Annotated in this window: 22 protein-coding genes, 1 pseudogene and 1 riboswitch; of the genes and pseudogenes, 10 read left to right on the top strand and 13 right to left on the bottom strand. The window is 45.6% G+C overall.

Annotation, left to right across the window (positions count from 1 at the left end):
* Positions 1-60 precede the first annotated feature (60 nt).
* The 3 genes from pyrE to NDI35_RS12545 all read left to right on the top strand — a co-directional run bounded on the left by pyrE (position 61) and on the right by NDI35_RS12545 (position 2,839).
* Positions 61-636, top strand: coding sequence for an orotate phosphoribosyltransferase (pyrE, locus tag NDI35_RS12555; protein ID WP_445313024.1), 576 nt, complete (start codon positions 61-63; stop codon positions 634-636).
* Positions 637-750: 114 nt separating this feature from the next.
* A complete protein-coding gene (dcm, locus tag NDI35_RS12550) occupies positions 751-2,037 on the top strand; it encodes a DNA (cytosine-5-)-methyltransferase (RefSeq protein WP_445313023.1) in 1,287 nt (428 codons plus the stop codon).
* Between the two features lie 319 nt (positions 2,038-2,356).
* Positions 2,357-2,839 (top strand): hypothetical protein, encoded by a 483-nt coding sequence (locus NDI35_RS12545; protein WP_445313022.1) that lies wholly within the window; start codon positions 2,357-2,359, stop codon positions 2,837-2,839.
* A 227-nt stretch (positions 2,840-3,066) separates the two neighbouring features.
* Here NDI35_RS12545 and NDI35_RS12540 read toward each other — a convergent pair whose 3' ends face one another.
* The gene (locus tag NDI35_RS12540) at positions 3,067-3,660 is read right to left on the bottom strand and encodes a Uma2 family endonuclease (protein WP_445313021.1); all 594 of its coding nucleotides are present in this window, start codon (positions 3,658-3,660) and stop codon (positions 3,067-3,069) included.
* 157 nt (positions 3,661-3,817) lie between these two features.
* A complete protein-coding gene (gene thiC / locus NDI35_RS12535; protein WP_445313020.1) occupies positions 3,818-5,191 on the bottom strand; it encodes a phosphomethylpyrimidine synthase ThiC in 1,374 nt (457 codons plus the stop codon).
* 7 nt (positions 5,192-5,198) lie between these two features.
* A riboswitch (TPP riboswitch) is annotated at positions 5,199-5,295 on the bottom strand.
* Positions 5,296-5,512: 217 nt separating this feature from the next.
* Between thiC and NDI35_RS12530 the strand changes: the two genes are divergently transcribed.
* Together NDI35_RS12530 and NDI35_RS12525 are read left to right on the top strand one after the other, a co-directional pair.
* Positions 5,513-5,731, top strand: a complete 219-nt coding sequence (locus tag NDI35_RS12530; RefSeq protein ID WP_445313019.1) for a DUF4058 family protein — start codon at positions 5,513-5,515, stop codon at positions 5,729-5,731.
* A gap of 349 nt (positions 5,732-6,080) precedes the next feature.
* On the top strand, positions 6,081-7,763 hold the full coding sequence (locus NDI35_RS12525; protein WP_445313018.1) for an AAA family ATPase: 1,683 nt from the start codon (positions 6,081-6,083) through the stop codon (positions 7,761-7,763).
* 317 nt (positions 7,764-8,080) lie between these two features.
* Here NDI35_RS12525 and NDI35_RS12520 read toward each other — a convergent pair whose 3' ends face one another.
* On the bottom strand, positions 8,081-8,641 hold the full coding sequence (locus tag NDI35_RS12520) for a Uma2 family endonuclease (RefSeq protein ID WP_445313017.1): 561 nt from the start codon (positions 8,639-8,641) through the stop codon (positions 8,081-8,083).
* Positions 8,642-8,967: 326 nt separating this feature from the next.
* The gene (locus tag NDI35_RS12515; protein WP_445313016.1) at positions 8,968-11,151 is read right to left on the bottom strand and encodes a tetratricopeptide repeat protein; all 2,184 of its coding nucleotides are present in this window, start codon (positions 11,149-11,151) and stop codon (positions 8,968-8,970) included.
* 31 nt (positions 11,152-11,182) lie between these two features.
* Here NDI35_RS12515 and NDI35_RS12510 point away from each other — a divergent pair, with 31 nt between their 5' ends.
* On the top strand, positions 11,183-11,308 hold the full coding sequence (locus NDI35_RS12510) for a hypothetical protein (protein WP_445313015.1): 126 nt from the start codon (positions 11,183-11,185) through the stop codon (positions 11,306-11,308).
* Positions 11,309-11,465: 157 nt separating this feature from the next.
* On the opposite strand, the gene NDI35_RS12505 is transcribed toward NDI35_RS12510, so the two are convergent.
* Together NDI35_RS12505 and NDI35_RS12500 are read right to left on the bottom strand one after the other, a co-directional pair.
* Positions 11,466-12,338, bottom strand: coding sequence for a 6-carboxytetrahydropterin synthase (locus NDI35_RS12505; protein ID WP_445313014.1), 873 nt, complete (start codon positions 12,336-12,338; stop codon positions 11,466-11,468).
* A 48-nt stretch (positions 12,339-12,386) separates the two neighbouring features.
* Positions 12,387-12,671: a hypothetical protein gene (locus tag NDI35_RS12500; RefSeq protein WP_445313013.1), complete on the bottom strand. Its 285-nt coding sequence runs from the start codon at positions 12,669-12,671 to the stop codon at positions 12,387-12,389.
* Positions 12,672-12,777: 106 nt separating this feature from the next.
* Here NDI35_RS12500 and NDI35_RS12495 point away from each other — a divergent pair, with 106 nt between their 5' ends.
* Positions 12,778-14,277: a cyclic nucleotide-binding domain-containing protein gene (locus NDI35_RS12495; RefSeq protein WP_445313012.1), complete on the top strand. Its 1,500-nt coding sequence runs from the start codon at positions 12,778-12,780 to the stop codon at positions 14,275-14,277.
* Positions 14,274-14,408: a hypothetical protein gene (locus NDI35_RS12490; protein ID WP_445313011.1), complete on the top strand. Its 135-nt coding sequence runs from the start codon at positions 14,274-14,276 to the stop codon at positions 14,406-14,408. The genes NDI35_RS12495 and NDI35_RS12490 overlap by 4 nt, the downstream gene beginning before the upstream one ends.
* Here the strand turns inward: NDI35_RS12490 and NDI35_RS12485 are convergent.
* The 5 genes from NDI35_RS12485 to NDI35_RS12465 form a co-directional block, all read right to left on the bottom strand.
* Positions 14,398-15,078, bottom strand: coding sequence for a J domain-containing protein (locus NDI35_RS12485; RefSeq protein ID WP_445313010.1), 681 nt, complete (start codon positions 15,076-15,078; stop codon positions 14,398-14,400). The genes NDI35_RS12490 and NDI35_RS12485 overlap by 11 nt on opposite strands.
* Before the next feature lie 443 nt (positions 15,079-15,521).
* Complete coding sequence (gene cysK, locus NDI35_RS12480; RefSeq protein WP_445313009.1) at positions 15,522-16,484, bottom strand: cysteine synthase A; 963 nt, start codon at positions 16,482-16,484, stop codon at positions 15,522-15,524.
* A 58-nt stretch (positions 16,485-16,542) separates the two neighbouring features.
* Positions 16,543-16,983, bottom strand: a complete 441-nt coding sequence (locus tag NDI35_RS12475) for an RrF2 family transcriptional regulator (protein WP_445313008.1) — start codon at positions 16,981-16,983, stop codon at positions 16,543-16,545.
* 394 nt (positions 16,984-17,377) lie between these two features.
* The gene (locus NDI35_RS12470; RefSeq protein WP_445313007.1) at positions 17,378-19,603 is read right to left on the bottom strand and encodes an iron uptake porin; all 2,226 of its coding nucleotides are present in this window, start codon (positions 19,601-19,603) and stop codon (positions 17,378-17,380) included.
* Positions 19,604-19,895: 292 nt separating this feature from the next.
* The gene (locus NDI35_RS12465; RefSeq protein WP_445313006.1) at positions 19,896-21,545 is read right to left on the bottom strand and encodes an HD domain-containing phosphohydrolase; all 1,650 of its coding nucleotides are present in this window, start codon (positions 21,543-21,545) and stop codon (positions 19,896-19,898) included.
* Between the two features lie 445 nt (positions 21,546-21,990).
* Here NDI35_RS12465 and NDI35_RS12460 point away from each other — a divergent pair, with 445 nt between their 5' ends.
* Positions 21,991-22,140 carry a hypothetical protein gene (locus NDI35_RS12460; RefSeq protein ID WP_445313005.1) on the top strand — a complete coding sequence of 50 codons (150 nt, stop codon included), beginning with the start codon at positions 21,991-21,993 and terminating at the stop codon, positions 22,138-22,140.
* Here the strand turns inward: NDI35_RS12460 and NDI35_RS12455 are convergent.
* Positions 22,137-22,418, bottom strand: a complete 282-nt coding sequence (locus NDI35_RS12455; RefSeq protein ID WP_445313004.1) for a 4a-hydroxytetrahydrobiopterin dehydratase — start codon at positions 22,416-22,418, stop codon at positions 22,137-22,139. The two genes, NDI35_RS12460 and NDI35_RS12455, sit on opposite strands and share 4 nt — an antisense overlap.
* 516 nt (positions 22,419-22,934) lie before the next feature.
* Here NDI35_RS12455 and NDI35_RS12450 point away from each other — a divergent pair.
* Positions 22,935-23,123, top strand: a complete 189-nt coding sequence (locus NDI35_RS12450) for a hypothetical protein (RefSeq protein WP_445313003.1) — start codon at positions 22,935-22,937, stop codon at positions 23,121-23,123.
* Positions 23,124-23,319: 196 nt separating this feature from the next.
* Here NDI35_RS12450 and NDI35_RS12445 read toward each other — a convergent pair.
* Positions 23,320-23,499 (bottom strand): annotated as a pseudogene (locus tag NDI35_RS12445) (photosystem II D2 protein (photosystem q(a) protein)); the annotation flags it as partial.

The following is a 23,499-nucleotide window of genomic DNA, read 5'->3' as shown; positions in this document are numbered from 1 at the left end:
CCGATTCCAATATAAACTGATTATCGACGGATTATTTGTGTTTTTTACACGGTGTGAGTTATGAATGCTGCGGATTTAAAGGTGTTGCGCGATCGACTTCTAGATTTGTTGTGCGAGTTTGCCTATCGCGAAGGCGATTTTGTGCTGTCTTCGGGGCAGAAAAGTTCTTATTATATTAACTGCAAACCGGTGACGCTGCACGCTGAAGGTGCATTGGCAACGGGACGTTTGCTGTTGTCGATGTTGTCGTCGGATGTGCAAGCTGTGGGCGGTTTGACTTTGGGTGCTGACCCGATTGTAACTGCGGTGAGTGTGGTTTCGGCTTTGGGCGATCGACCTATACCAGCTTTAATTGTCCGAAAGGAGACGAAGGGACACGGGACAATGGCGTATATTGAGGGGCCGCTGTTGCCAGAGGGGACGAATGTGGCGGTTTTGGAGGATGTGGTGACGACGGGTAAGTCGGCGATGCAGGCGGTGGAAAGGCTGCGGGCGGCTGGTTATAAAGTCGATCGCGTTTTGTCGCTGATTGATCGAGAGCAAGGTGGAGGGGAATTATATCGCAAGGCGGGATTGGATTTTCAAGCCATTTTTACCATTCAGGACCTTAAGGAATGGATTAGTAGCAAGAAATAGCAGTTTGTGCGATTCCCTTCGTTACCAGGTAGAACTTGGTAACGCAGATATTTTCGCTCTGCCTCATGTTAACAATAGTGCAAGATATCAATCTTAACCAGCGAGTTTAAGGCTATGAAAACCATCCGTTTTATTGACTTATTCTCAGGAATAGGCGGCATGAGATTAGCCTTTGAATCCGCCGCTCGTTCCTTGAATCTGGAAACAGAATGCGTATTAAGCAGCGAAATCAATCCCGACGCTCAATTAGTTTACCACAAAAACTTTGCCGACACACCTTTAGGCGACATCCGATTAATTGACAAACTGCCTGAACATGAAATTTTACTAGCGGGATTTCCTTGTCAGTCTTTCTCCTATGCTGGCAAAAAAGAGGGCTTTGGAGACACCAGAGGCACCCTATTTTTTGAGATTGCAAGGTTAATTGATACCTTTAAACCTCAAGCATTTATTTTCGAGAACGTGCGGGGGCTTGTCAGCCACGACGGCGGCAGAACCCTCGAAACTATTAAGGGCGAAATCAAAAGCCGAGGTTACAGCTTCGATTATTTCTTGCTCAACAGCTCTAACTTTAGCTTACCTCAGAACCGTGTCCGAGTTTACCTAGTAGGAATTTTAAATGCTTCGCCCCAATTTGGCTTAATTTCTGACTTAGGCCCAAAAGATTCGCATTCCTCTAGTCATCAACAGCTATCGTTCTTTTCCCCGTTAAGTCAACCTGTCACAGTTGCAGATATTTTGGAAGACAATCCAGATCCAAAATATGATTGTTCGCCAGAATTTGTTAATGCCTTGAAACAAATAGTTAACAATGATTTCAGTCGCTTGCACGGTAGGCGGCTAATTGACTATCGCGGTGGCAATTCGATTCATTCTTGGGAACTGGGTTTGCGAGGCGAGTGCAGTTTAGACGAAATTGAATTAATGAATCTTTTTATATTGAAAAGGCGCAATAAAGAATTTGGAGCTGACCAAGATGGCAAGTTATTAACTAAAGAGCAAATAGCTACTTTTTTTGCTCATCCCAATCTCGATGAAATTCTGGATTCCTTGGTAACAAAAAAGTACCTGCAACGGAACAACAATCAATACAAACCTGTATCAGGTAACTTTTCCTTTGAAGTCTATAAATTTCTCGATCCGCAGAAAATTTCTGTAACAATTGTTGCCAGTGAGGCTAATAGATTAGGAGTTTACTATCATAACCGAGTCCGCAGGATTACTCCCCGCGAAGCAGCACGGTTACAAGGTTTTTCAGATTGTTTTATTTTGCATACCAATGATGATAAAGCTTATCATCAACTGGGTAATAGTGTAAGTATTAATGTAGTTAAAGCTGTTGCTTTAGAAGTTATTCAGAATGTTTTGTGTTCTACCAAACAAAAAGTTAGCTCCTGGTGAATTAGGAAGGGTGAGCCGAGTATTTACGCCCACCCGATCCATTAGCTTTGCGCTACAGGTTCCTTAGCCAAAAACTTCTCTAATTCCGCCAAAGCATCGGCATCAACCTTAGCTCGGTGTTTTATAGGGTGGGATTAGAAACTATGCCTGCTATAATTTTATCAAAATCAGCTCAGGTACTTGGAGGACAAGGGAAAATAAAGTTTTTGGTGCTAAACAAGCGCAAGCTTTCAGGTTCAGAATCTCTACCAATCGGCTGATTTTAGCAGAGGGAAATTATAACCTGAGTGAGATATTAACTAGAGAAGATTGTTTTAATATGTTAAATGACGCGCAAGGAGAAGCAGTAATGATTTTACCTGCATCTATTAAAAGGAAATGGAAACTACTGGCAACAGCCTTTATTTGTCCTCTGACACTAATTGGTGTCGGCATTCAGCAACAACCGCTTCAAGCACAACAAAATCCATCTAAGACTAATGTTGCTGCTTTGCCAGATGGTATTTACCTCTACGGAGATTCGCCACAGCCTAACCAAGTTCTTCAAAACTATATTGTGTTTCAACGCCAGGACGATCGCGTCGTTGGTGCAATCTACGCGCCGCGATCGGACTTTGCGTGCTTCACTGGTAAAATTCAGGGAAATACACTGTACGGGAAGGCAATCTCAGCCGGAAAAGTTCAAACAGTTGAACTCAATACTCAGTTAACAAATTTGCATTCTATCCGCACAATTAGCTCAAACGATCGGCGCATTCTTTCAACGTGCCAACAGACAGCGCAAGCTAACATATCCAGATAAATCTTTTACTTAGCTCAAATGGCGCATTAGGCTGGCGGTGCGTTACACGGCGTTAACGCACCCTACGAATTGAAAATTTATCGTTACCAGGCAGAGCCTGGTAATAAATATCTAGGTAAGTATTAAGGTAGTTGAAGCTGTTGGTCTAGAAGTAATCCAGAAGTGTTTATCCTGTGCAAAGCAAGTGCCTTTGAAAAATGCAGTTTAATCAGCATCAAGCAGCAAATTTATTGTTCTGCGGTTGAGGAAGTGCGATCGCCCGCACTCAATATCAAATCCACACTGACTGTAAAATCAGGAAATGCGATCGGTGCCACCTCTTGACCAGGGTACAAGTTTAGTATTAAACTATAACCGTTTGGTGTTGGCTGGCGGTAAACTTCCAAGCAGTTTTCCACTAAATTAACCAGCCAAACCTCTTGAATGAGCGATCGGGCATAAATAGGAATTTTGACATTTCTGTCATTATCCACTGTACTGTCAGCTACCTCTACTAAAAGTAACACTTCTGAGGGAACGGGATGTGCTGTCTCGTAATCATCATCGCGAAATTGGAGCAATACTAGATCAGGTTGCGGTTCAGTACGTTCGCTTAACTGAACAGGGTTGTGGACATCAACAATAACTCTATCTTCTGGTAATCGGTGAAAAAGTCGGTTAAGTCGTCTCACAGCAGTTGCGTGACGAGTTCCAATAGCAGCTATTTGAATAATTTCTCCTTCAATGAGTTCGACGCGCTCAGCTTCAGAAAGAATCCCTGTCTCACCAATCAAATGATATTCTTTCACCGTAAAAAGCCGTCTTTGAAGTTGAAGGGACATCGAATTCTCCTTTTAGGAAACTGCTTTTAATATAACCTTAAGTAAGGTGCGCCATCAGCACCATAGTTTTGGGCGGGCAGGATGCCCGCCCCACAAGAAACGAAACAGCTTTACGATTAAGTAAGGTGTGCCATCAGCACCCTACGAATTAATCCAATTAGCTTTGGGCTACCGGTTCCTTAGCCAAAAACTTCTCTAATTCCGTCAAAGCATCGGCATCAACCTTAGTCTGCATCGGACAGAACTTAGGCCCGCACATTGAACAGAATTCAGCAGTTTTGTAGATATCCGCCGGCAAAGTTTCGTCGTGATATTCCTTTGCCCGTTCTGGATCTAATGACAGCTCAAATTGACGGTTCCAATCGAAATTGTAACGCGCTTTCGAGAGTTCATCATCGCGATCGCGCGCACCCGGACGGCCCCGTGCAATATCTGCTGCGTGAGCCGCGATTTTGTAAGCAATCAGCCCGTTTCGGACATCCTCAGCATCCGGCAATCCTAAGTGTTCCTTCGGCGTCACGTAACACAGCATTGCAGTACCGTACCAACCAGCCATCGCCGCCCCAATTGCTGAGGTAATGTGGTCGTACCCAGGCGCAATATCTGTCACCAACGGCCCCAAAACATAGAAGGGTGCTTCCGAACACTCCTCCATTTGTTTTTTGACATTAAACTCAATTTGATCCATCGGCACGTGGCCGGGCCCTTCCACCATTACCTGCACATCATGTTCCCAAGCTTTGCGAGTTAATTGTCCCAAAGTTTTGAGTTCAGCTAATTGAGCTTCATCCGACGCATCGTGAGTGCAACCGGGGCGCAGAGAATCTCCCAAACTAAACGAAACATCGTATTTTTTGAAGATTTCAATGATGTCGTTAAAGTGAGTGTAGAGAGGATTTTGTTTGTGGTGATGCAGCATCCACCGCGCCAAAATGCCGCCGCCACGAGAGACAATCCCAGTCAGCCGATTTTTTACCAACGGCAAATGCTCGATCAGAATTCCGGCGTGAATTGTTTGGTAATCAACGCCTTGTTGAGCGTGTTTGTCAATGATGTGAAGAAAGTCATTGGGCGTCAGACTTTCCATATTACCGTGAACGCTTTCTAAAGCTTGGTAAATTGGTACAGTACCGATCGGCACGGGTGAAGCTTTGATAATCGTAGTGCGAATTTCATCCAAATTGCCGCCGCCGGTGGACAAGTCCATCACGGTATCAGCGCCGTATTTCACTGCTAATTTAAGCTTGTCAACTTCTTCTTCCATATTGGAAGAGTTGGGAGATGCACCGATATTAGCATTGACTTTGCATTTAGACGCAATGCCGATCGCCATCGGTTCCAAATTCGGGTGATTGATATTAGCGGGAATAATCATCCGTCCCCGGGCTACTTCCGCGCGGATAAGTTCTGGCGGGAGATTCTCTCGCTTAGCAACAAAGTGCATTTCCTCAGTAATTACACCTTGACGGGCGTAGTGCATTTGAGATACATTGCTCTGGCCCTGACGCTTAGCGATCCATTCGGTACGCATATTTAATTTCCTTGATAAACAGCTTCCCTCCGCTGGTATTACCCAGACTCAGGTTCTAAGGGTGTTTTCTCAGCCCGGATATTCGGGCACCCCTAGCTAAGCTGTTAATAGTAGCACTGATGTCTGTACCAGATGAAAGCAATTAAGGAAATCTTAATATAGCTATCGTAAATGAGTCGTAATTTTTTTACCCCACCCCAGCCCTCCCCTTAGTAAGGGGAGGGAGTAAGAAATTCACAAATGATTTAGGAGCGCTATAGATATAAAAGCGCTACTCACTTGGTGGAAATCGATCGGCTGAGAACAGGAAACTTTAGGCGAATGGCCCAAGCGATTCGATCGCACTACCGCATTCTGGTTAGTCGGGCTAATCTCCGCCCGGAAGCTGAACTATTCCCGTTTAATCTGCGTGAATCGATTCCTCATTTCTTGCTTCCTTTGCAGTCAGGAGATGAAGAACCTGTTGTGAATTTATCTGAGGTTTTGGGTGAAGTTTATCAGGAGGCCGCTTTAGATTTGGTGATCGATTATTCAGTGTAGTCTATACCAGCGCTGAGTGAGGGTGATTTTCAGTGGGTGCGATCGTTGATGGAATCGTAGGATGGAGACAGGGAGTGCGATCGCAGGCTATGGTATCGCCTTATTAGCTAAGATATCTGAGCGATTCTAATCGTCCCATTGCCCAAAAATTATAGCTTTTTATCTTGAAAATAAAACCCGTATAGATTAAAATGTGACTATGCCAGTTACTCGACGGTGCTAATTGATCGGCTGTTTCACCTTGAAAGGGGTGTTAGGCTGAAAAATTACTTTCTTCGCCGGACAAGAGACAGAAAATTTTAGTGTATTCATCTATCAGCACAATATATATTTATAGGTACAATCTTGCATGAGTTCACTTCAGTCAGTAAGAATACAACGCTTTAAAAGGATAGAAGATGCGTTATTTGACCTTGATGCCATCAATGTTCTTGTCGGTGCGAATAACTCAGGTAAGAGTAGTATTATTCAAGGCTTACATTTTGCTATTGGTGTTCTCCAGTCTCTTAAGCTGATTAACGGCGATATCCGCCGAACTGCATCAACTTTGAGTCCTACGCAGCTCATATACTCACCATCAGAATCTGTATATTGTTTGGGTAAGGGAGGAGAGCTGCGAACGGATGAAGCACAAGCGATTGCTGTCAACTTCACGCTTACGAGTGGCGAATCCTGCGAAATCAAAATTAGGAAGGGAAAAAATAGAAATATCTCTGTAGCAGTTGATTCGGTAGAAACTGCGGAAAAGATATCGGATATTAAAACCCCATTTAGTATTTTCTCACCAGGACTTGCAGGTATTGCAAAAAATGAAACTTATTTATCAGATGGCGTTTTGCTCCGAACATTAGCCAGAGGTGATGCAAACCTTGTTCTGAGAAATATCTTACTTAGGCTTTCGGAAAAGCCTGAATGGGATAATTTCATACAAGATTTACATGAAGTGTTCCCAGAAACTAATATCAAAGTTAGCTTTCTTCCAGAAACAGATGAGCACATTCAAGTCATGATCTCAACTGATTCGGGGGAAGTGCCTATTGAACTTGCGGGGACTGGGGTTCTGCAAGCGACTCAAATTTTGTCCTACATTCATAGGTTCTCTCCGCGCCTAATTGTCTTAGACGAACCTGACTCACATCTCCATCCCAACAACCAACGACTTCTATGCAAATTGTTGCGGACAATTGCCGAAGACAGGAATACACAAGTCCTTCTCACAACCCACTCTCGCCACGTTGTAGATGCTCTTGGATCATCAGTTAAATTCCTTTGGGTGCGAAATGCAACAGTTGAAACAGCTACGCAAGATGATGAGCTTGGCGTACTTTTGGACATTGGTGCACTAGACATCCGAGAAAGAATTGCACACGACGAAACTGCAAAAGTTGTAGTACTGACTGAAGACGAAAATATACGTATTCTCGACTCTATTCTTAAGTCTTCTGGCTTTGACATGAATAGTACTCTCATTTTGCCTTACTACGGTGTTACAGTCATCAAGAATCTGCGCCCCCTTGTTAATATAGTCAGATCTTCAAACAAATCAGCCAAGATTCTTCTTCATCGAGATAGAGATTATCTTAACGATTCAGAAATCGTAAATTGGCAGCAGCAAGTGAGGCAGTTACAGGTAGAACCATTTCTAACGGCTGGTACAAATGTTGAGTCATACTTACTAAATCCTAAGCATCTAGCAGCCCTTAATAAGGATGTTTCGGAAGAAGAGTTTGAAGCAATGATTGAAGAAGTCACACAAACGCATCATGAAGAACTTATTGCAGCTTATGTAAATGGGCGTATTGAGGTCGAACGCCAACAGGGAAATGGAAGACAAGTTAATTACGGTAATATTGCCGCAGAAGCTCCATCAAAAATTGCCAATAATAAGCAGCAACTGTGTCACGGTAAGATAATGATTCGAGGGCTTAGAGCCGCTTTTAGGGATAAGTACAAAGGTAATCTTATCGACATAAGGAATTCTCCGCATCTTGCAGTAGCTCCGCTTCAGGTATTTGCACGAAAGGCTTTCTAACTAGAGTACATATATAGCTAAGGTATTGGACTTTGAAGAAATACAAAACTGTTCGCGATGGTTAATAGCTGTAACAACTCAAGCGGCAGGGCGTTCCTACCCACAAGTTAGTTTCGCCAGAGTCACCCGTGCTGATCGCACTCACCAGATTTTCCCCTAAGTCTGTAGGGCTGAATTTAAGTCTCTTTTTTACCCGATTAAATTTTGTCTGTCTCCTGTTTTAATTCCGATATAATTGCGCCGCGATCGCGCCAACCTTCCGCATTTTCTGGCTTAATGGCGATCGCTCGATCGTAAGCTGCCATTACTTATTCATACTAACCCAATATAAAATCAACACTCACTTCTAAATCGGGAAAAGCCAGCGGCGCAACTTGTTGACCGCGCCAAAACTTGAGCATTAAACTGTAACCGTTCGGGCCTGGCTGACGGTAAACTTCCAAACAATTTTCAACTAAATCTACCAGCCAAACTTCCTGAATGAGCGATCGCGCGTAAATGGATACTTTCACATCTCTGTCATAATCAACCGTACTATCTGAAACCTCAACTAACAGCAAAACTTCAGACGGTACTGGATGGGCTGTGGCGTAGTAGTCAGCGCGAGGTTGCAGCAATACAACATCCGGTTGAGGTTCAGTGCGCTCAGTCAACTGGATAGGATCTTGGGCACCTATAATCGCACGTCTTCTCTCCAAATCCGAGAACACAGCGATCAGACGCTTAACAGAACTTGCGTGACGAGTACCAATTGCAGCCATTTTAACAATCTCTCCTTCTATGAGTTCTACCCGATCGCCCTCGGAGAGAATACCAACCTCAGCCATCAAATGATATTCTTTTACTGTAAATAACCGTTTTTGAAGCTGAACAGACATATAACTATTCTCCTTGTTAGCAGCTTACCTAAATTTACCATAAAAAAAACCGCCCCAAAAGGAGCGGAAAAAAGAGGAAAAATTTAGCTAAAAAACCCTAGACAAAAAGCATTTAAATGCCCGCTATTAAGTCGGTTTAAATACTCGTCAATAACTGTAGGGATGGTTCATCGCCAAATATTAATACAGTTAAATTTGATTGTTGTTGCAAAAGTTACTCTCGATATACAGGCCACATATTCTCCTCCCTTACCAACTTAAAAGTAAGGTGCGCTTCCCGATCACCTGAAATCTATGAATTTTGAACAACTGAATTGTGGCTGAATTTAAGTCTCTTTTTCCCCCGATTCATTTCCGTGTGTATCCTGTTTTAATTCCGATACAATGGCGCCTCGATCGCGCCAAGCTTCCGCATTGTCTGGTTTGATGGCAATAGCTCGATCGTAAGCTGCCATTGCTTCCTCATACCGCTTTAATTCTGACAAAGCTATCCCCACATGACGCCAAGCATCGTAGGAGTCGGGCTTAATAGCAATCGCTTTCTCATAAGCTGCGATCGCTTCTTCATTGCGCTGCAATTTTGCCAAAGATTCGCCTTTACCAAACCAAGCTTCGTAACACTCGGAATTAAGGGTAATTGCTGATTCGTAAGAGGCAATTGCTGCTTCGTGCTGCGACAGTTTGTCGAAAGCTGCGCCTCGGTTGTGCCACACTTCAAAATCCTGCGGTTTAAGGGCTATTGCTTTGTCGTAGGATTCGATCGATTCTTGATATCGCTGCATTTTTCCGAGCACAGCGGCTCTATTGTACCAAACTTCGTATTTCTCGGGCCGGATGGCGATCGCCCGATCGTAAGAATCAATAGCATCGCTGTAGCGGAGCAGTCTCCACAGCATATTGCCTCGATTGTACCAAGTTTCGTATCTGTTGGGATTGAAAGCCAGAGCGCGATCGTAAGATTCAACTGCGGCTGCGTGCTGCTGTACTTTGGCCAGCATCGCACCCCGGTTGTGCCAAATTTCGCTGTCGGTTGCTTTGATAGCGAGGGCGCGATCGTAACTAGCGATCGCTTCTTCGTAATGCTGCAATTGACCCAACAAAGCGGCTATACTGTGCCAACAACCGTATTTTCTAGATTCGCTCAAACTTGCTCGCTCGTAACTGGCGATCGCCTCTTCGTACCTGTGCAATTTGCCCAGCAAATGCGCTTTATTATACCATGCTTCGTAGTTATCCGCTTTAATTAATATTGCTTGGTCGTAACAGGTGAGTGCTTCTTCCAAGCACTGCAATCTTACTAACACATTTCCGCGCCAATACCAAGCCTCATTCAAAAATTTATTCGCTAAAACAGCTTTTTCCAAACACACTAATGCTTCATCATAATTGCCTTGAAAATAAAGCCCTTCAGCTTGCTTGATATAATCGTCAGCAATCAAATTTTCGTTGCTAGCAGGTAGCGTTTGCGAATTTTTGGAATTGTTTAAGGGCGGTTGAGGTGCGACTTTGAGAGCTTCTTTGGCAACAACTGCGGGAACTTGGGAAATTTCTTGAACAATTTGAGATTTTTTCTCGTCAACTTCTGTCCGCAAAACTTGCAGGTGCATGATAAATTGCGATTTGAGAGTCTCAATTTGCTCGACGGAAGATTTGGAAAGTTCAGTTTCTCTAGTTAAAAAATCAATAGATTGTTTAGCGGCACTCATTTGCGCTTCTAATTCATTCCTCAACTTTTGAGTCAGTTGGCTAGAATTTATGAGTTCTGATTCCAATACACCAATGCCTTGCAATCGTTTATTGGCATCAGCAACCAAGTGTTTGATGATCAGCCGTCGCATCATCCAAAAAAAGGCAATTGTCACTGGTGGAAATACGGTACCAAGAATTAGTAAAATATTGAGCAGAGTTATGGTACTATTAAAACCATATCCAGATTCAGAGCTGCCACTAGACGGGGAGATAAAAGCGAAAACCTCGCGAACTTGAGGATTGGTTTCAACCCCGGTTTCGATTAATTTAGCCAGCCAGGTTTCTTGTAAAGATTTTGTTAGTTCATCGCCGGATGCAGCAGGAGTATTCGCCTTGGTTTTCGCAGTAGATACATCGGGTTGAGCGGCCGCTACCAGCAAACCTGTCGGCGATTTTACAGCAATTCGCGGGGAAAATTGTTCGTAGGCGATCGTCTCAGGCTCGCTAATTGGCTCAGCCCGACGGGATGCGGTAGTATTTGGGGAAAATTGTTCGTGGGCGATCGTGTCAGGCTCGCTAATTGACTCAGCCCGACGCGATACGGTAGTATTGGGGGAAAATTGTTCGTGGGCGATCGTCTCAGGCTCGCTAATTGACTCAGCCCGACGCGATTCAGTATTATTTACCGCATCAACAAAGTTGCTAGCCTGCGGTGTCTCAGGAGAAATAGGATGTGCAGCAGGATTGGCGCTAGTATTAGCAGTTAAATTGTGGGATGCGAGGGCAGCCAGAGTCAAGAGAGCTACATTTGAGACGCGCATAAACGTCAACTCATTTAGGAGAAATTAGTGCTTGGTTGTCAGCGATCGGGCGATCGACTTCATACTCTCAGCAGTTAGAATAGCTGACATGAGGAATGCTGACTTACTATCTCCAAAATACGCGCGGAGTGTGACTTTTCAGGAAAAGTGGCAATAATTCTGGCTGTGGAACTTTTTTGAAAAAATATATTCTCGCGCCTAATCCGGTTGAATAACTGTCGGAATCATCATTAGGCTGGTAGGGGTGGCTTCACCAATCTGCACAATTAGCCAACTATCCGGGTGAACCCGCCCCAACCGACCGATTTTTAGCTCTAAACCCTAGCTAAAATCGCTTCAGGCTGCTGATGTTCAGTCGGCACTTCCTCTAAATCAGCGCCAAAAATTTCACAGCTATTATTCGGACTTTCAATCAGCTTAATCTTGTGTAACTCTGCGCCCAATTCCCGAACGGGCGATCGCAATAATTGCCCGATCCGAACAGCAATATTCTCCGCAGTCGGCACAACGTTCTCAAAATAAGCAATATCCTTATTTAAAAAAGTGTGATCGAAAGGTTCAACAACATAATCGTCAACGGCTTTTTGCAAAGCTCCCAAATCAGCAATCATGCCAGTCCGCGCATCCATTTCCCCTTTAACAGTCACCTCTAAATGATAATTGTGACCGTGACCGTTGGGACGAGCACATTTGCCGTAAATTTCGGAGTTTTCTTCAAAGCTCAAATCGGGACGAGCCAACCGATGGGCCGCGCTAAAATGAGTGGACAAAGTTAGATAAGCTTCCATTCCATTTCCTAAATATTCAGCCCAAAGTTCGGGATGTTCAAACAATTGAATTTTGCTCACAGGCAAATGAGGGGCTAGCCGCAGCCAAATTTGCCGTGCTATGTTTTCCGTAGTTGGCAGAGTTTGCTCAAATTCCGGCCACGCTTCGTTAAGGTAGGAAAAATCGAGATCCTTGATAACTTCCCGCTTGATGACGTGCTTGACATCAGACAGGTTGAGCACCATGCCGTACTCGTCGAGTTCGCCTATCATGGAAACGTAAAGGACGTAATTGTGTCCGTGTCCCGGTGCGCGGGCAGTTGGGCCAAACCGCTCAAAGTTCTCGGCTTCGCTTAACTCCGGCAGCCAGTACCGGTGACTCGCCGAAAACTGTGCCCGACGATTGATGATGCACTGCATAAAAGTCAAGTAGGGTAAGCTTGTTAAGTTCTGTAAAGGACTTACTTCTTAAGGATAAACTAATTTTTGCTGGAATTTTTCGATTATTTGAGGGTGCTGTAAATGAATTTCTACCAATTTTCCAAATATTGGCCACAAGTCGCCGATCAATCGCGCCGCCGGGCCCATTTTACGCCACAACACAGATATCCGGCAGAAAATACCGCTACAAAATAGTTTTTCGCCACCAGTTACTAACCCATCAGTTAACAGCCTTTGACAAAGTGCGTGAAGCGGATCTATTCCGTTCGCGAAGCGTTCCCTAAGAGTAGGGAATCGACTTTTTTGCCACACAGGACACTCCACAGTTCGAGTTTTTCGCCTAAGCTCTGCAATAGTTAGCCGTTTGCAGTTCAGTTGCGCTCAAAACTAATCACCCATTACCCATTACCCAATATTAATGAATTCGATTACTGCACGAGCCGATCGCTTTTTTGAACATTTCTGGGGTGCGATGACAACCCCGCTATTCTATATCGGGGACACTCATCTGTCCATCAGTGCGATCGTCAAACTGATAATCTTAGCTATATTTGCCTTGATTATAGCTAAGATTATCAGTGAAGGAATCAAGCGCAGCGTGCTAGTTCGGATGAGATTGGATCGCGGCAGTCGAGAAGCAATTTCTACGATCATTAGCTATATTTTAGCCACTATTGGCTGTATATTCGTCCTGCAAGGTTCCGGCATAAACCTCACTTCTCTCACCGTCTTAGCTGGGGTGGTCGGCATTGGTTTCGGCTTCGGCTTGCAAAATCTCGCCAGTAACTTTATCAGCGGGCTCACCCTGCTATTCGAGCACCAAATTAGAGTCGGAGACTTTATTGAAATAGACAAGTTATTAGGAACAGTAGAAACAATTTCGATCCGCTCTACAATTATTAAAACAATTGACGGTCTATTTGTAATTATACCAAATATTAAGTTTGTCGAAACTAATATTATTAACTGGAGTTACAGAGACCCCAGATGTCGCCTCCACATCCCCATCGGCGTTGCTTACGGATCTGACCCCGTAATAGTTACGGAAGCGCTGTTAATTGCGGCGCGGATGGAATCGAATGTTCTGTCCCATCCTTCTCCTAAAGTATGGTTTCACGGTTTTGGAGATAATGCTTTAAATTTTGAACTTTTAGTTTGGATTGACCAGCCACAGGAAAGCGATGCTATTAAAAGCGCGGTAAATTTTTTAATAGATTACGAATTGCGCCACCGAAATATCGAAATTCCCTTTCCGCAGCGGGATTTGTGGCTGCGAAACCCGCAAGAGTTAACTCAACTTTTTCACAATAACAAAGACGATAATTCCAACGGAAAAATTTTTCCGCAGACGGCAAAACATTCAGCAGAGTTTAAATCTAATTCCACCGTTTCTGAACCTAAAAATCCAGCGCCTAAATCCCCCAATAATTGGACGCTGCGAGATTTGTTGAGGCGAGTAACTTATTTTGAACAGTGTACGGATTTAGAACTGCGACAGTTAATTGAATACGGCTACCGACAACTGTTTCCAGCGGGACAGGTGGTATGTAAGGAAAATGACCCTGGCGATTCTTTTTATATTATTCTGTCAGGTACTGTAGAAGTTCTTTCTCAAAAAGCCGGTCAGTATATTGCTACACTTCACGAGGGCGAGTTTTTTGGGGAAATATCTTTGCTGTTGGGTACTCCGAGAACGGCGACTGTTAAAACTAGCGAAGATGCAATTTTGTTTGTTGTGGAACGTCACGATTTGCAAAAACTTTTAAGAGAACAACCCAATTTAGCCGATCAGATTGCTCAAAAATTGTCGGAACGCCAGCAAGCTTTGAGAGATTTGGGATTGTTAGATGGCGACTCTCTGGAACAAACTCCTTTTATTAAAATTCGCAAGCGAATTCAAGTTCTTTTTGGAATTTGAAAGAAGGAAGTTCGGCAACGGATTCTGTAACGGATGTAACGGATGTAACAGATGTCAGGAAGAAGGAAGAAGGAAGAAGAAGGAAGAGGGAAGAGGGAACAATCTGTTTTTTTAACTTTTTTAACTTTTAATTTTTAATTCATCCTGCGCTTCCCGCCGCAGTCTAGCGGCAATTCTAAACAGTTCTTGACCGGTGTGCAAGTGGCGATCGTCATAATTGAGCGTAAATAAATACAATTCTTCTATGCCGTCTCCGACTTGATTGATACAGTAGTAGAGATGGGCCGCAACTCCGGCTACATTAGATGGATTGGGCATTGATGTAAGAAAGTTATGAGCTTTTTTGAGGAACTCGCGGCTGGTTTCGATATAAAGTTGAAACTTTTCTATCAGTTCGTCATCAAACGGATCTGCTGACAATTCGTCTATTTCTTTTTTAAGGGGCTTCAAGATGCTGTTGAGCATTTTATTGACTGGTTTGTATACTTTAATCAGCCACTGTTCCATTTGTTCATCGGCCTCCCTCGCTGTTTGTTTTTGCTGGCGGCTGACGTTTGGTGCGCTGGGTGATTGCTGTTCACTTTCCTGGGAAAGTTGGCGATCGTAAGATTGTCTGTGCTGGGCGTCTCCTAATATTTCATAGGCTGCATTGAGGCGGACAATTTCTTCGTGACCCGCTGTGTCGCTGCGGCTGTCTGGATGAAATAATTTGACTAAACGGCGGTATGCTTGTTTAATCTCGGCTTGTGTTGCGGTTGGGCTAATCTTTAGGGTTTTGTAGTGATTGGTAACGGAAGACACGCTCTTATTTCCTTGAAATCTGAATAATCTGTGAAAAACTGCTTGACAAAAATATCATTTTTTGCTATATTTTTAAGTATTTATCTGATATAAATGTCAAAAATTGTCAGTAAAAAACCTCAGTTTTCAACTTATCATAAATCTATTTTAGAAAAACATTGAGGCTTTGGAAGTGGTAAGCCGATAGACATTGAGGACTCCTATAGCGCTCCTCCCGCCAACATTTAGCTGCTCTTTTCTTTTCTCTTCCTTCGCCACAAGAGCGCTCAGCGCCCGCTTCGTTAACACGCCCAAAGCGGTTCAAAAAAAGCGCATTCAGAACTTCGGCATCATTCGCGATCGAGGGAGCTACAACCTATCACAATTCTTTAAACTCAAAAGCCAAGCAGGGCGTACACTGTACGCCCTGCTCTCAGTTTCTGCTACTTGGGCCGGAGGCTGACCTAGTTGAGGGCCATCGCCATATTGAGTTCTGGATCTTGGAACAAGGGAGTGCTCAGATAGCGTTCGCCGAAGCTAGGCTGAATCATCACAATCAATTTTCCGGCATTTTCGGGACGCTTGCCGACTTTCACCGCCGCACATAGTGCCGCACCGCTGGAAATACCGGACAACAGTCCTTCTTCTCTGGCCAAGCGGCGGCTGTAGGCGATCGACTCGTCATCCGTAACAACTATAATTTCGTCGATCGAATTCACATTCAGCACCGGCGGCACAAAACCAGCACCGATACCTTGAATTTTGTGAGGCCCTGGCTTTCCGCCTGACAGTACCTGACTGTTGGCCGGCTCAACGGCGATCGCCTTAAACCCCGGTTTCCGCGACTTAATCACCTCTGCGACACCCGTAATCGTACCGCCCGTGCCGACTCCCGAAATCAGGAAATCCACCTCGCCGTCTGTATCTTCCCAAATTTCCTCAGCCGTTGTCGAACGGTGAACCTGCGGGTTCGCTGGATTCCGAAACTGCTGCAACATATACGCATTGGGAGTTGTGTCCACAATTTCTTGAGCGCGGCGGATGCAGCCGCTCATGCCCTCTATTCCCGGAGTCAGTTCTAGTTGGGCCCCGTAAGCTCGCAGCATTGATCGGCGTTCCGTGCTCATCGTATCCGGCATGGTCAAAATCAACTGGTAGCCCTTAGCCGCCGCCACCATTGCCAGAGCAATTCCGGTATTGCCAGAAGTCGGTTCCACTAAAACCGTTTTGCCTGGACTAATGAGCCCTTCGGCCTCTGCTTGATTGACCATATTGACACCGATGCGGTCTTTCACCGATGCTGCCGGATTCATGCCTTCGAGTTTTACCACAATCCGAGCCAAGCAGCCTTCCGCTTGGGGAATGCGGTTGAGTTGCACCAGGGGCGTCCGCCCTACCAATTCTGTAATGTCACCAGCAATACGCATAATCTTTGTCAGTTTGTGGTTGAAAGTAAATGTTAATTCCTAGTTGGCAATATTTTAACTAGATGTAATACATGATATCGAGCTGCCGTCTGCCATTGCGCTTTTCGCACAGATCCTGTAGCGTGTATTTTTGCAAAACTGAGTTGGCAATCGATCGAGCTTCTTGCCAAACTTCCCAAATCACCGCACTTTCTACAGTTTGAGCAGGCGAGTCTTTTTCAGAGCGATCGAAATCTGAGCCTTCGAGACAGTTGATAATTTCTAGGAGTGTAATTTTCCAGGGTTCCCTGGCCAAGATATAACCTCCCTTAGCTCCTCGCTGGCTGCGAATCAGGCCGCAGCGTCTCATGGTAGCCAGCAACTGCTCTAAATATCGATCGGGAATATTTTGCTGAGCCGCTATCTGGCGAATTTGCAGAGGCTCGCCTTCTTCGTAGCAATCGGCAAGCTCCAGCAAAGCTAAGATTGCGTATTCGCTTTTACAGGAGAGTTCTACCATAATTGCTTCCAATACCAGAATTATCAACTCCGAAGTCAGATGTTAAAATTCTCCTCAATGTTGAGTTCCCAATTATAACTCCTAACTTTACCTTTTATTATACCCCGGTTTTCCACTGAACTTAATCGACTTTCGTCACTTCATCCTTGGGACGATGGCACTCTCGCTTATGTGAAACCGACGTTGCTAGTTTCGACTCTCTCCGCTTCCACTAGGGCATTACCTCAGAAAACCGGGTTTCTGCGTCTATAACTAATAATTTTTAATTTTTAATAGATTCTCGGCGCCCCCTTTGTCCCGCACACAAAAAAGCCCTGCAGCAGGCAGGGCGAAACTGAGCCTTGAGAGTTGCCAGCAGAGAGGGTATGACCCCCCTGCCTCCTCTAACCCGCTCTTAGAACGTGAAAGTAGTTCTCAGAGTACCAATGATGGTGTCATCATTACTGCGATTTTGATCGGGATTCGTCACCCAAATCACGCCCGGAGTAACAGAAATGTTGTCCGAGAGCTGAAACTTGTAGAACCCTTCAACGTGCCACGACTGGTCATTTGTGAAGCCCCGCAAATCCCTCGGAACCTCAAGTTTATCCAAGTAAGGCTCGCGACCTACCACCAACCCTAGCAAGTTGCCTTCTTTCCCTAAATCGGGCAAAGCCAAGGTGACAGCGTAATTCCAGATTTTCGCATCGCCGACGCCGAGAATGCGGGCATTGGTTAAACCAGCCCAGCCACCAATAATAAACCTCGGGCTCAGTCGCAACGAAGCCTGAGCGCCGTAGGAGTTGGTGACAACTTTGCGAGCGCGGAACTCAGTGCCGTCAGCGAACTCAAAGCCCGAACTCAACAAGCCCAGAGAATTAGCCTGGCCGGTACCGGTGAAACCGCCTTCGACGCTGTTCCCGAAACCGTTGTCAAACCCAAAGTTACCTCTGCCAAAGTAACCGTGGTTGTAGTTGAAAGCAACTTGCAAGTTGCGTCCGGGGGTAAAAGTCAACTGACCCATCGCTGTGTAGTCGCCGTTCGTCAAGCCTGCACCCTTGCTAGGATTTGCTGCATTTGACGCCAAATAACCGAAGGACAGAGAAGTCGGGCCGAACACGCCGCCCAGCAAGCCCCTGCCGCCGAAGGCATAGTCAAAGCCGATACCTGCACCGCCACCTAAGCGATAAATCGGGTTCCGCTGTCCAAAGGTGCTCAATGACCCGTTGCCGCCGTCAAAGTCTTCAAAGTAAGGGTTGACAGTCGGCAGAATGTCGTCCCACACAACACTGTTGGCTGCAAGGGTTACGTTCAGTCGCTGACCGACGGGGAACTTGTACAGCAAGGTGTCTAGCGCAACAGCGTTGTCGGTATTGCCGACTACATTCCAAGTTTGAGTGCCTTCGTTGGTGAACCCTAAGTTCAAGCGTTGACCGTTGCCTACCTGAAGCCTCGTCAGGAGCAAGTCTCTGCCGGTGAAGCTAGTGTTTAAATTCAGACGCACCCGCTGTTGGAAGACAGCTTCGTTGTTGTCACTGCCGACTCTTCTGCGCTTTATGCCCGGCACGTTAATACCGCCAGTAAAGTTACTAAAGTCGTCGGTGAGGGCAAAAATTGCTTCCCCAGTCAGCTTGGTAGTAGTTGAGAATTGGTTGGCTTCGAGTTCAGATGTCCGAGCTTCCAAAGCATCGACGCGACCGCGCAGGGTTGCCAGTTCCGCTGCAAATTCTTCTTGGAGCCGTTGGAGGGCTGCCAAGTCATCTCTCGTAGCGAAGTTGCCCGTGCCGCCTCTAATTAGCTCGCTCACCTTGTCTAAGCAAGCATTTAAACCGGCTGCGAATTCGTAGCGAGTCATTGCGCGGTTGCCGCGGAAGGTGCCGTCGGGATAACCGGCAATACAGCCGTAGCGCTCGACTAGGGATTGCAGTGCTTGGAAGGCCCAGTCTGTGGGCCGCACGTCAGAAAGTTGAGATACTGAGGTAACTTGACCTTCAGTTTCGCCCGCGGCAGCACCTTCGCTGGTGTACTGGTTGAGCTGTTCTAATGTAGCGGCTGGGTTTGGCTCTTGTGGTGCTGCAGTTTGCGCTACAGATTCAGCCGCTTTTGGCAAACTTTGTTCTGCCGACTCTGCCACTGCCGGGGCTGGAGTTTCTAATTGAACTGCACCGATTTGCTCTGGGAGAGCGGTAGCTGCTGGGGCTGGAATTTCTAGTTGGGCTGCCGGGGCAGAATTTTCTACTGGTTGAGCGACTGTTGGATCAACTGCGGCTAAAGATTCACTTGTAGGTTGTGATGCCGCTTGGGGATTTGCCTCAGCAGGGGCTGCGTTGGCTCCGACGATCGCACTTTCAGTTGCATCAGTTGCAACTGTCGCCACATCTGCCATCGCTGCCTGGGTTTCGCTGCCAGCGACTTGGGAAATTTCTTCTACTGGCTCGGAGGCTGCAGTTGTTTCGGAAACAGCAGCTAAAGCATTTACTTTCGCTTCGGAGGTTTCAGCGGTTTCAGCTTTGGCGGCAGCGGGATTGAGCGCATCAGCAGCCTGCTGAGCGTCTGCTGCCATCGCGCTCGAAGAAACTACTAGGGTAGCTCCTAAGACTGCTGGGCTGATTAATAGGTAACTCCACAAAAATTTCGACATATTCACTCTCATCCTCACACCGATTACAGAGAAACTTTTCTAGTCTTCTATGTGGTCAGTTGTTGCTCAACTAGCATACTCTAAAAAGAGACCTAAAATTCACTTTTTCTTTTGATTCTTTCGGGCTGACAGAGTATATAGATGTGACTGACGGCTGCAGAGAGCCTGTTTTTTAACCTGTACTCAACTGCGTCAAAACCCGACCAGGCTTGGCTTGTGGATTGATTTGACGGCTGACACTAGATAGCGCCCGATCGCCTATTTACTTTTTAGCACAGCACGCCCGACTCGTCTAGGCTGATTCGACTTTAACCTCCAAGCTGTGCCCGAGGACGCTAAAGACTTGGCGATGATCGAACAATTCTAACAAATCAGCGTTGATTTTGTTGTGAGCTGCTTCTTGCCGCAAAATTTTCATCGCTGCCTCTGTACGCAGGGCTCGCTTGTAGGGTCTATCGCCTGCTGTCAGGGCGTCGTAAATATCGGCGATCGTCATCAATTGCGCTTGAATGGGAATTTCTGACTTGTTTAGACCTCGCGGATAGCCTGTGCCGTCTAGTTTTTCGTGATGTCCGTAGGCTATGTCGGGAACATTCTTTAAATCCTTTGTCCAAGGAATTTGTTTCAGAAACTCGTAAGTGTGAGTTACGTGAAATTCTATTGCCGATCGTTCTTCCGGCGTCAGGTTGCCCCTCGACACCATCAATTGCAGGATCTCGTCTGGGTTCAGCAGGGGTTTCTTTGCCCCATCTATATCTCTGTAAGTTTGTCGAGAAATTTCTCGCAGTTGAGCTAGCGGTTCTGCTGCCAAAATGTGAGGCTCGTTTGCCTCTAGCAGGACTTCCCAGTATTCTGCTAATCTGGTTTTCGCCTCTGCTAGCTTAGTGTCTAGCTGTTCGATTTCCTGGCACTGAGCGCACTCTGGCTCGTGGGTCGGGTGTTTTCGGTAGGCTGAATGCTCCAGCAAGTATTTATATTTAGACTGGACGCATTCCATTTCCATTGTCCGTTGAGCTAAGCCAAAGCGATGGCGAATGATTTCTAGCTGTGCGGGGTAGAGCTTTTTCTGTTTGGTCAAAACTGCTTCGGGGACTCCAATTTTGCCAAAATCGTGCAGCAGGGCGGCGTAGCGAAGTTCTTGAATTTGGCGGTTGTTAAAGTAAATAGAGCGCAGTTCTCCGCTGCTGACGGTGTTTACTTCTTCTGAAAGGCGTACTGTGAGGGCTGCTACTCGTTCTGAATGGCCGTAGGTACAGGGGTCTCTAGCTTCTATGACTTGCACCGAGGCTTTGACGAAGCCCTCGAACAAATGTTCTATGCTGTCTTGGAGTTGATTGCGCTCGATCGAGATTGCAGCTTGAGAAGCGAGCGATCGAACTATCCTTTCTTCCCACTCCGAATACTGCTGCGTCGATTCCCAGGCATTGTCTGCAGTCAGGACCGTATCTGCCTTTGTTTTGCGGTTGATCAGTTGCAGTACACCTATTGTCTCCCCCTGTCGGTTTTGCATCGGCAGTACCATTACCGAGCAAGTGCGGTAATCAATATCCCTGTCAAAACTGGTATCTAGCCGATAGGGTACGCCGGGGGGTAAGTCGTAGGCATCAGACAGGTTCAAACTTTGACCTGTAATTGCCACGTATCCCGCCAAGCTTTTGTCTGTCAGTGGCAGGGCAAACTCTTTAAACGACAGTCTCGGTTTAGAAGCGTTTTGGGCTACCTTGAACAGCAGCTTAGATTTTTCGTCGCTGTGATCTACTAAGTAAACGCTGCCAGCATCGCTGTAGGTAATTTCCCTACTTTTGGATAAAATTAAGTTTAACAAGTCGCCCAAATCTTGGGCGCTCGACAGAGCTGCGCCAATATCTAAAAGCTTTTCTATCAGATCGGTTTTTTCGGCTGCCGACTCGTTCTTGAACTCTGGCTTTTCAAATACGATCATGGGCGGATGATGGGGAATAGCCTTTTATACATTGAACGTTTGGCCTCTCGACTTTTCACCTAAAAACGAGCGAGAAGCCCCTGGCTTTAGACATGGAGAGGAAAGCGGCAGCGACTCTTCGGCTACGCTCAGTGCATGGCTTCAGTCGCCTAAAAATGCTTGCACAGTTTGAGTTAGTATACAATATAATAAGTGTAGCGAGTAAGAACAACTATCTACGTGTTGAAACATTTTAGTCGGGAGTGAGATTCCGGCACAGTAAACCACTACTGTTTTTAGACAGGAAGCCTATTTAACTGACCAAAAATATCAAAATGTGGAACGTACCTATCTGGCATAAGTGATGGACTCTGAAAGCATACAAAAGTTAAAAGTATACGCAAAGCTTGGATGCGTCCATATTGAGTGGGTAGATGTGCTTTGATAACGCCTTTGAAAGCCCTTAATGGTCTTATTCAAGAATTCCCCTCATTCATCAGTGACGAGTATCAAACCCGATTTTAACCCCAAGTCGATTTTTTATTTGCGAGCTTTCGGCGATCGGGGACTGTTGCTAGATGCAGGACTCTTGTTGGGTCAACTGGCACTCTTTTAATCTAGCGCAGAAATCTCTTGGGCTAGATTAAAGTCTTTCTCAGTTAAGCCTCCAGCATCATGGGTTGTCAAGTTAACTGTAACTTTGTTGTAGGAGATTTCTATGTCGGGGTGATGTCCTGCGGCTTCTGAGGGGGCAACCAACTTATTTACAAAGGCGATCGCTTCGATAAAATCTTTAAATAAACGGGTAGAGCGCAGTTGTTTACCTTCAATTGTCCAGCCTGACAATTGACTGGCGCGCTCTTGAATTTCAGTATTATTAATTAGCTCAGCCATAATTTTTTTCTTTGGGATTAGCAATGGCAGATTAACTGCCAACGTTTAGAAACCCTGAGCAAAAACTATCCGCTCTCACCAATAGCGTTTAGTCTCAAGTTTTAATACTCAAGATTTAACACTATTTGAGGTGAGAGCGGTCTAGCGGGTCTTCAGATTAGAACCTGACTGCCGGGAGAATCCCTAGCTCAGCCTGGTTCCCCGTGGAAGTCGTTTCCCGTTGGAGACGACGGCTGACTGCTAGTGAGCGGCCCCGGCGCACAGCCGGTAGTTTCCAATCTGATGACCCATGCGTTTACTACTTTCTATCATGGGCATCACCTCCAGGTTTAGCTAAATGGCTTAATATTGGAACGCACATCACCTAAATACAAGATTTAAGGTGATGATTTGTGCGCTAGCCATTGCCAGCGTTACCAGAAGAACTTGCGTTCTGAGTATCGTTCTAGTATTCACAATTATTAGAATAACACAAGGAATTAGAAGTGGGGGGATGCAAAGGGAGATTTTTGTAAGATGATGGCAAATTACTGCTGCTGGAACGTCTTTGATCGATCTCTACAGCAATCGGGCGATCGCAGTTTCCGCCATTTGTTTATATTTTCTTCAGAATCCGGGTTGTGCGGTTATCAGGTGCATGGCAACTCTGGCGACGGGGAAAGGTCGATCGATTTCTTGCCCGATAGGAGACTTCACCAGATATAAAGACACAAGTTGTTCTAGCTACAGGCAGACTTGGTTTTTGTACAAAATCAACTTTTTTTAGGGCGCTAATTCGATCGAATCCTGGAAACAAAAAGCTCCCGCCACCAGGCGGGAGCTTTTTAAGCATTAAGGGTAAAGCCTAAACTGCTTTATCTTACCCTTTTAAAATGTTGGAAATTTTGATATTTCGCGCTGATTACAGAGCGTTACCGCGAGGCAGAACTTCTTCAGGGAAGATGTAGTTTTCGTGAGGTTGGTCTGTCGGAGCCATCCAAGCACGAATGCCTTCGTTAAGCAGAATGTTCTTAGTGTAGAACGTTTCAAACTCAGGATCTTCAGCAGCGCGCAATTCTTGGGATACGAAGTCATAGGCGCG

The organism is Microcoleus vaginatus FACHB-2002 (assembly GCF_040004035.1).
Lineage (GTDB): Bacteria > Cyanobacteriota > Cyanobacteriia > Cyanobacteriales > Microcoleaceae > Microcoleus > Microcoleus vaginatus_C.
Note: the sequence above shows the minus strand (reverse complement) of the source record. Positions and strands in the feature narration are given on the sequence as shown.

Excerpts from the sequence above, each read along its gene's own strand:
- pyrE (WP_445313024.1), top strand. The coding sequence starts at position 61 with ATGAATGCTGCGGATTTAAAGGTGTTGCGCGATCGACTTCTAGATTTG.
- dcm (WP_445313023.1), top strand. The coding sequence starts at position 751 with ATGAAAACCATCCGTTTTATTGACTTATTCTCAGGAATAGGCGGCATG.
- NDI35_RS12545 (WP_445313022.1), top strand. The coding sequence starts at position 2,357 with ATGTTAAATGACGCGCAAGGAGAAGCAGTAATGATTTTACCTGCATCT.
- NDI35_RS12540 (WP_445313021.1), bottom strand. The coding sequence starts at position 3,660 with ATGTCCCTTCAACTTCAAAGACGGCTTTTTACGGTGAAAGAATATCAT.
- thiC (WP_445313020.1), bottom strand. The coding sequence starts at position 5,191 with ATGCGTACCGAATGGATCGCTAAGCGTCAGGGCCAGAGCAATGTATCT.
- NDI35_RS12530 (WP_445313019.1), top strand. The coding sequence starts at position 5,513 with ATGGCCCAAGCGATTCGATCGCACTACCGCATTCTGGTTAGTCGGGCT.
- NDI35_RS12525 (WP_445313018.1), top strand. The coding sequence starts at position 6,081 with ATGAGTTCACTTCAGTCAGTAAGAATACAACGCTTTAAAAGGATAGAA.
- NDI35_RS12520 (WP_445313017.1), bottom strand. The coding sequence starts at position 8,641 with ATGTCTGTTCAGCTTCAAAAACGGTTATTTACAGTAAAAGAATATCAT.
- NDI35_RS12515 (WP_445313016.1), bottom strand. The coding sequence starts at position 11,151 with ATGCGCGTCTCAAATGTAGCTCTCTTGACTCTGGCTGCCCTCGCATCC.
- NDI35_RS12505 (WP_445313014.1), bottom strand. The coding sequence starts at position 12,338 with ATGCAGTGCATCATCAATCGTCGGGCACAGTTTTCGGCGAGTCACCGG.
- NDI35_RS12495 (WP_445313012.1), top strand. The coding sequence starts at position 12,778 with ATGAATTCGATTACTGCACGAGCCGATCGCTTTTTTGAACATTTCTGG.
- cysK (WP_445313009.1), bottom strand. The coding sequence starts at position 16,484 with ATGCGTATTGCTGGTGACATTACAGAATTGGTAGGGCGGACGCCCCTG.
- NDI35_RS12475 (WP_445313008.1), bottom strand. The coding sequence starts at position 16,983 with ATGGTAGAACTCTCCTGTAAAAGCGAATACGCAATCTTAGCTTTGCTG.
- NDI35_RS12470 (WP_445313007.1), bottom strand. The coding sequence starts at position 19,603 with ATGTCGAAATTTTTGTGGAGTTACCTATTAATCAGCCCAGCAGTCTTA.
- NDI35_RS12465 (WP_445313006.1), bottom strand. The coding sequence starts at position 21,545 with ATGATCGTATTTGAAAAGCCAGAGTTCAAGAACGAGTCGGCAGCCGAA.
- NDI35_RS12460 (WP_445313005.1), top strand. The coding sequence starts at position 21,991 with ATGGTCTTATTCAAGAATTCCCCTCATTCATCAGTGACGAGTATCAAA.
- NDI35_RS12455 (WP_445313004.1), bottom strand. The coding sequence starts at position 22,418 with ATGGCTGAGCTAATTAATAATACTGAAATTCAAGAGCGCGCCAGTCAA.
- NDI35_RS12450 (WP_445313003.1), top strand. The coding sequence starts at position 22,935 with ATGATGGCAAATTACTGCTGCTGGAACGTCTTTGATCGATCTCTACAG.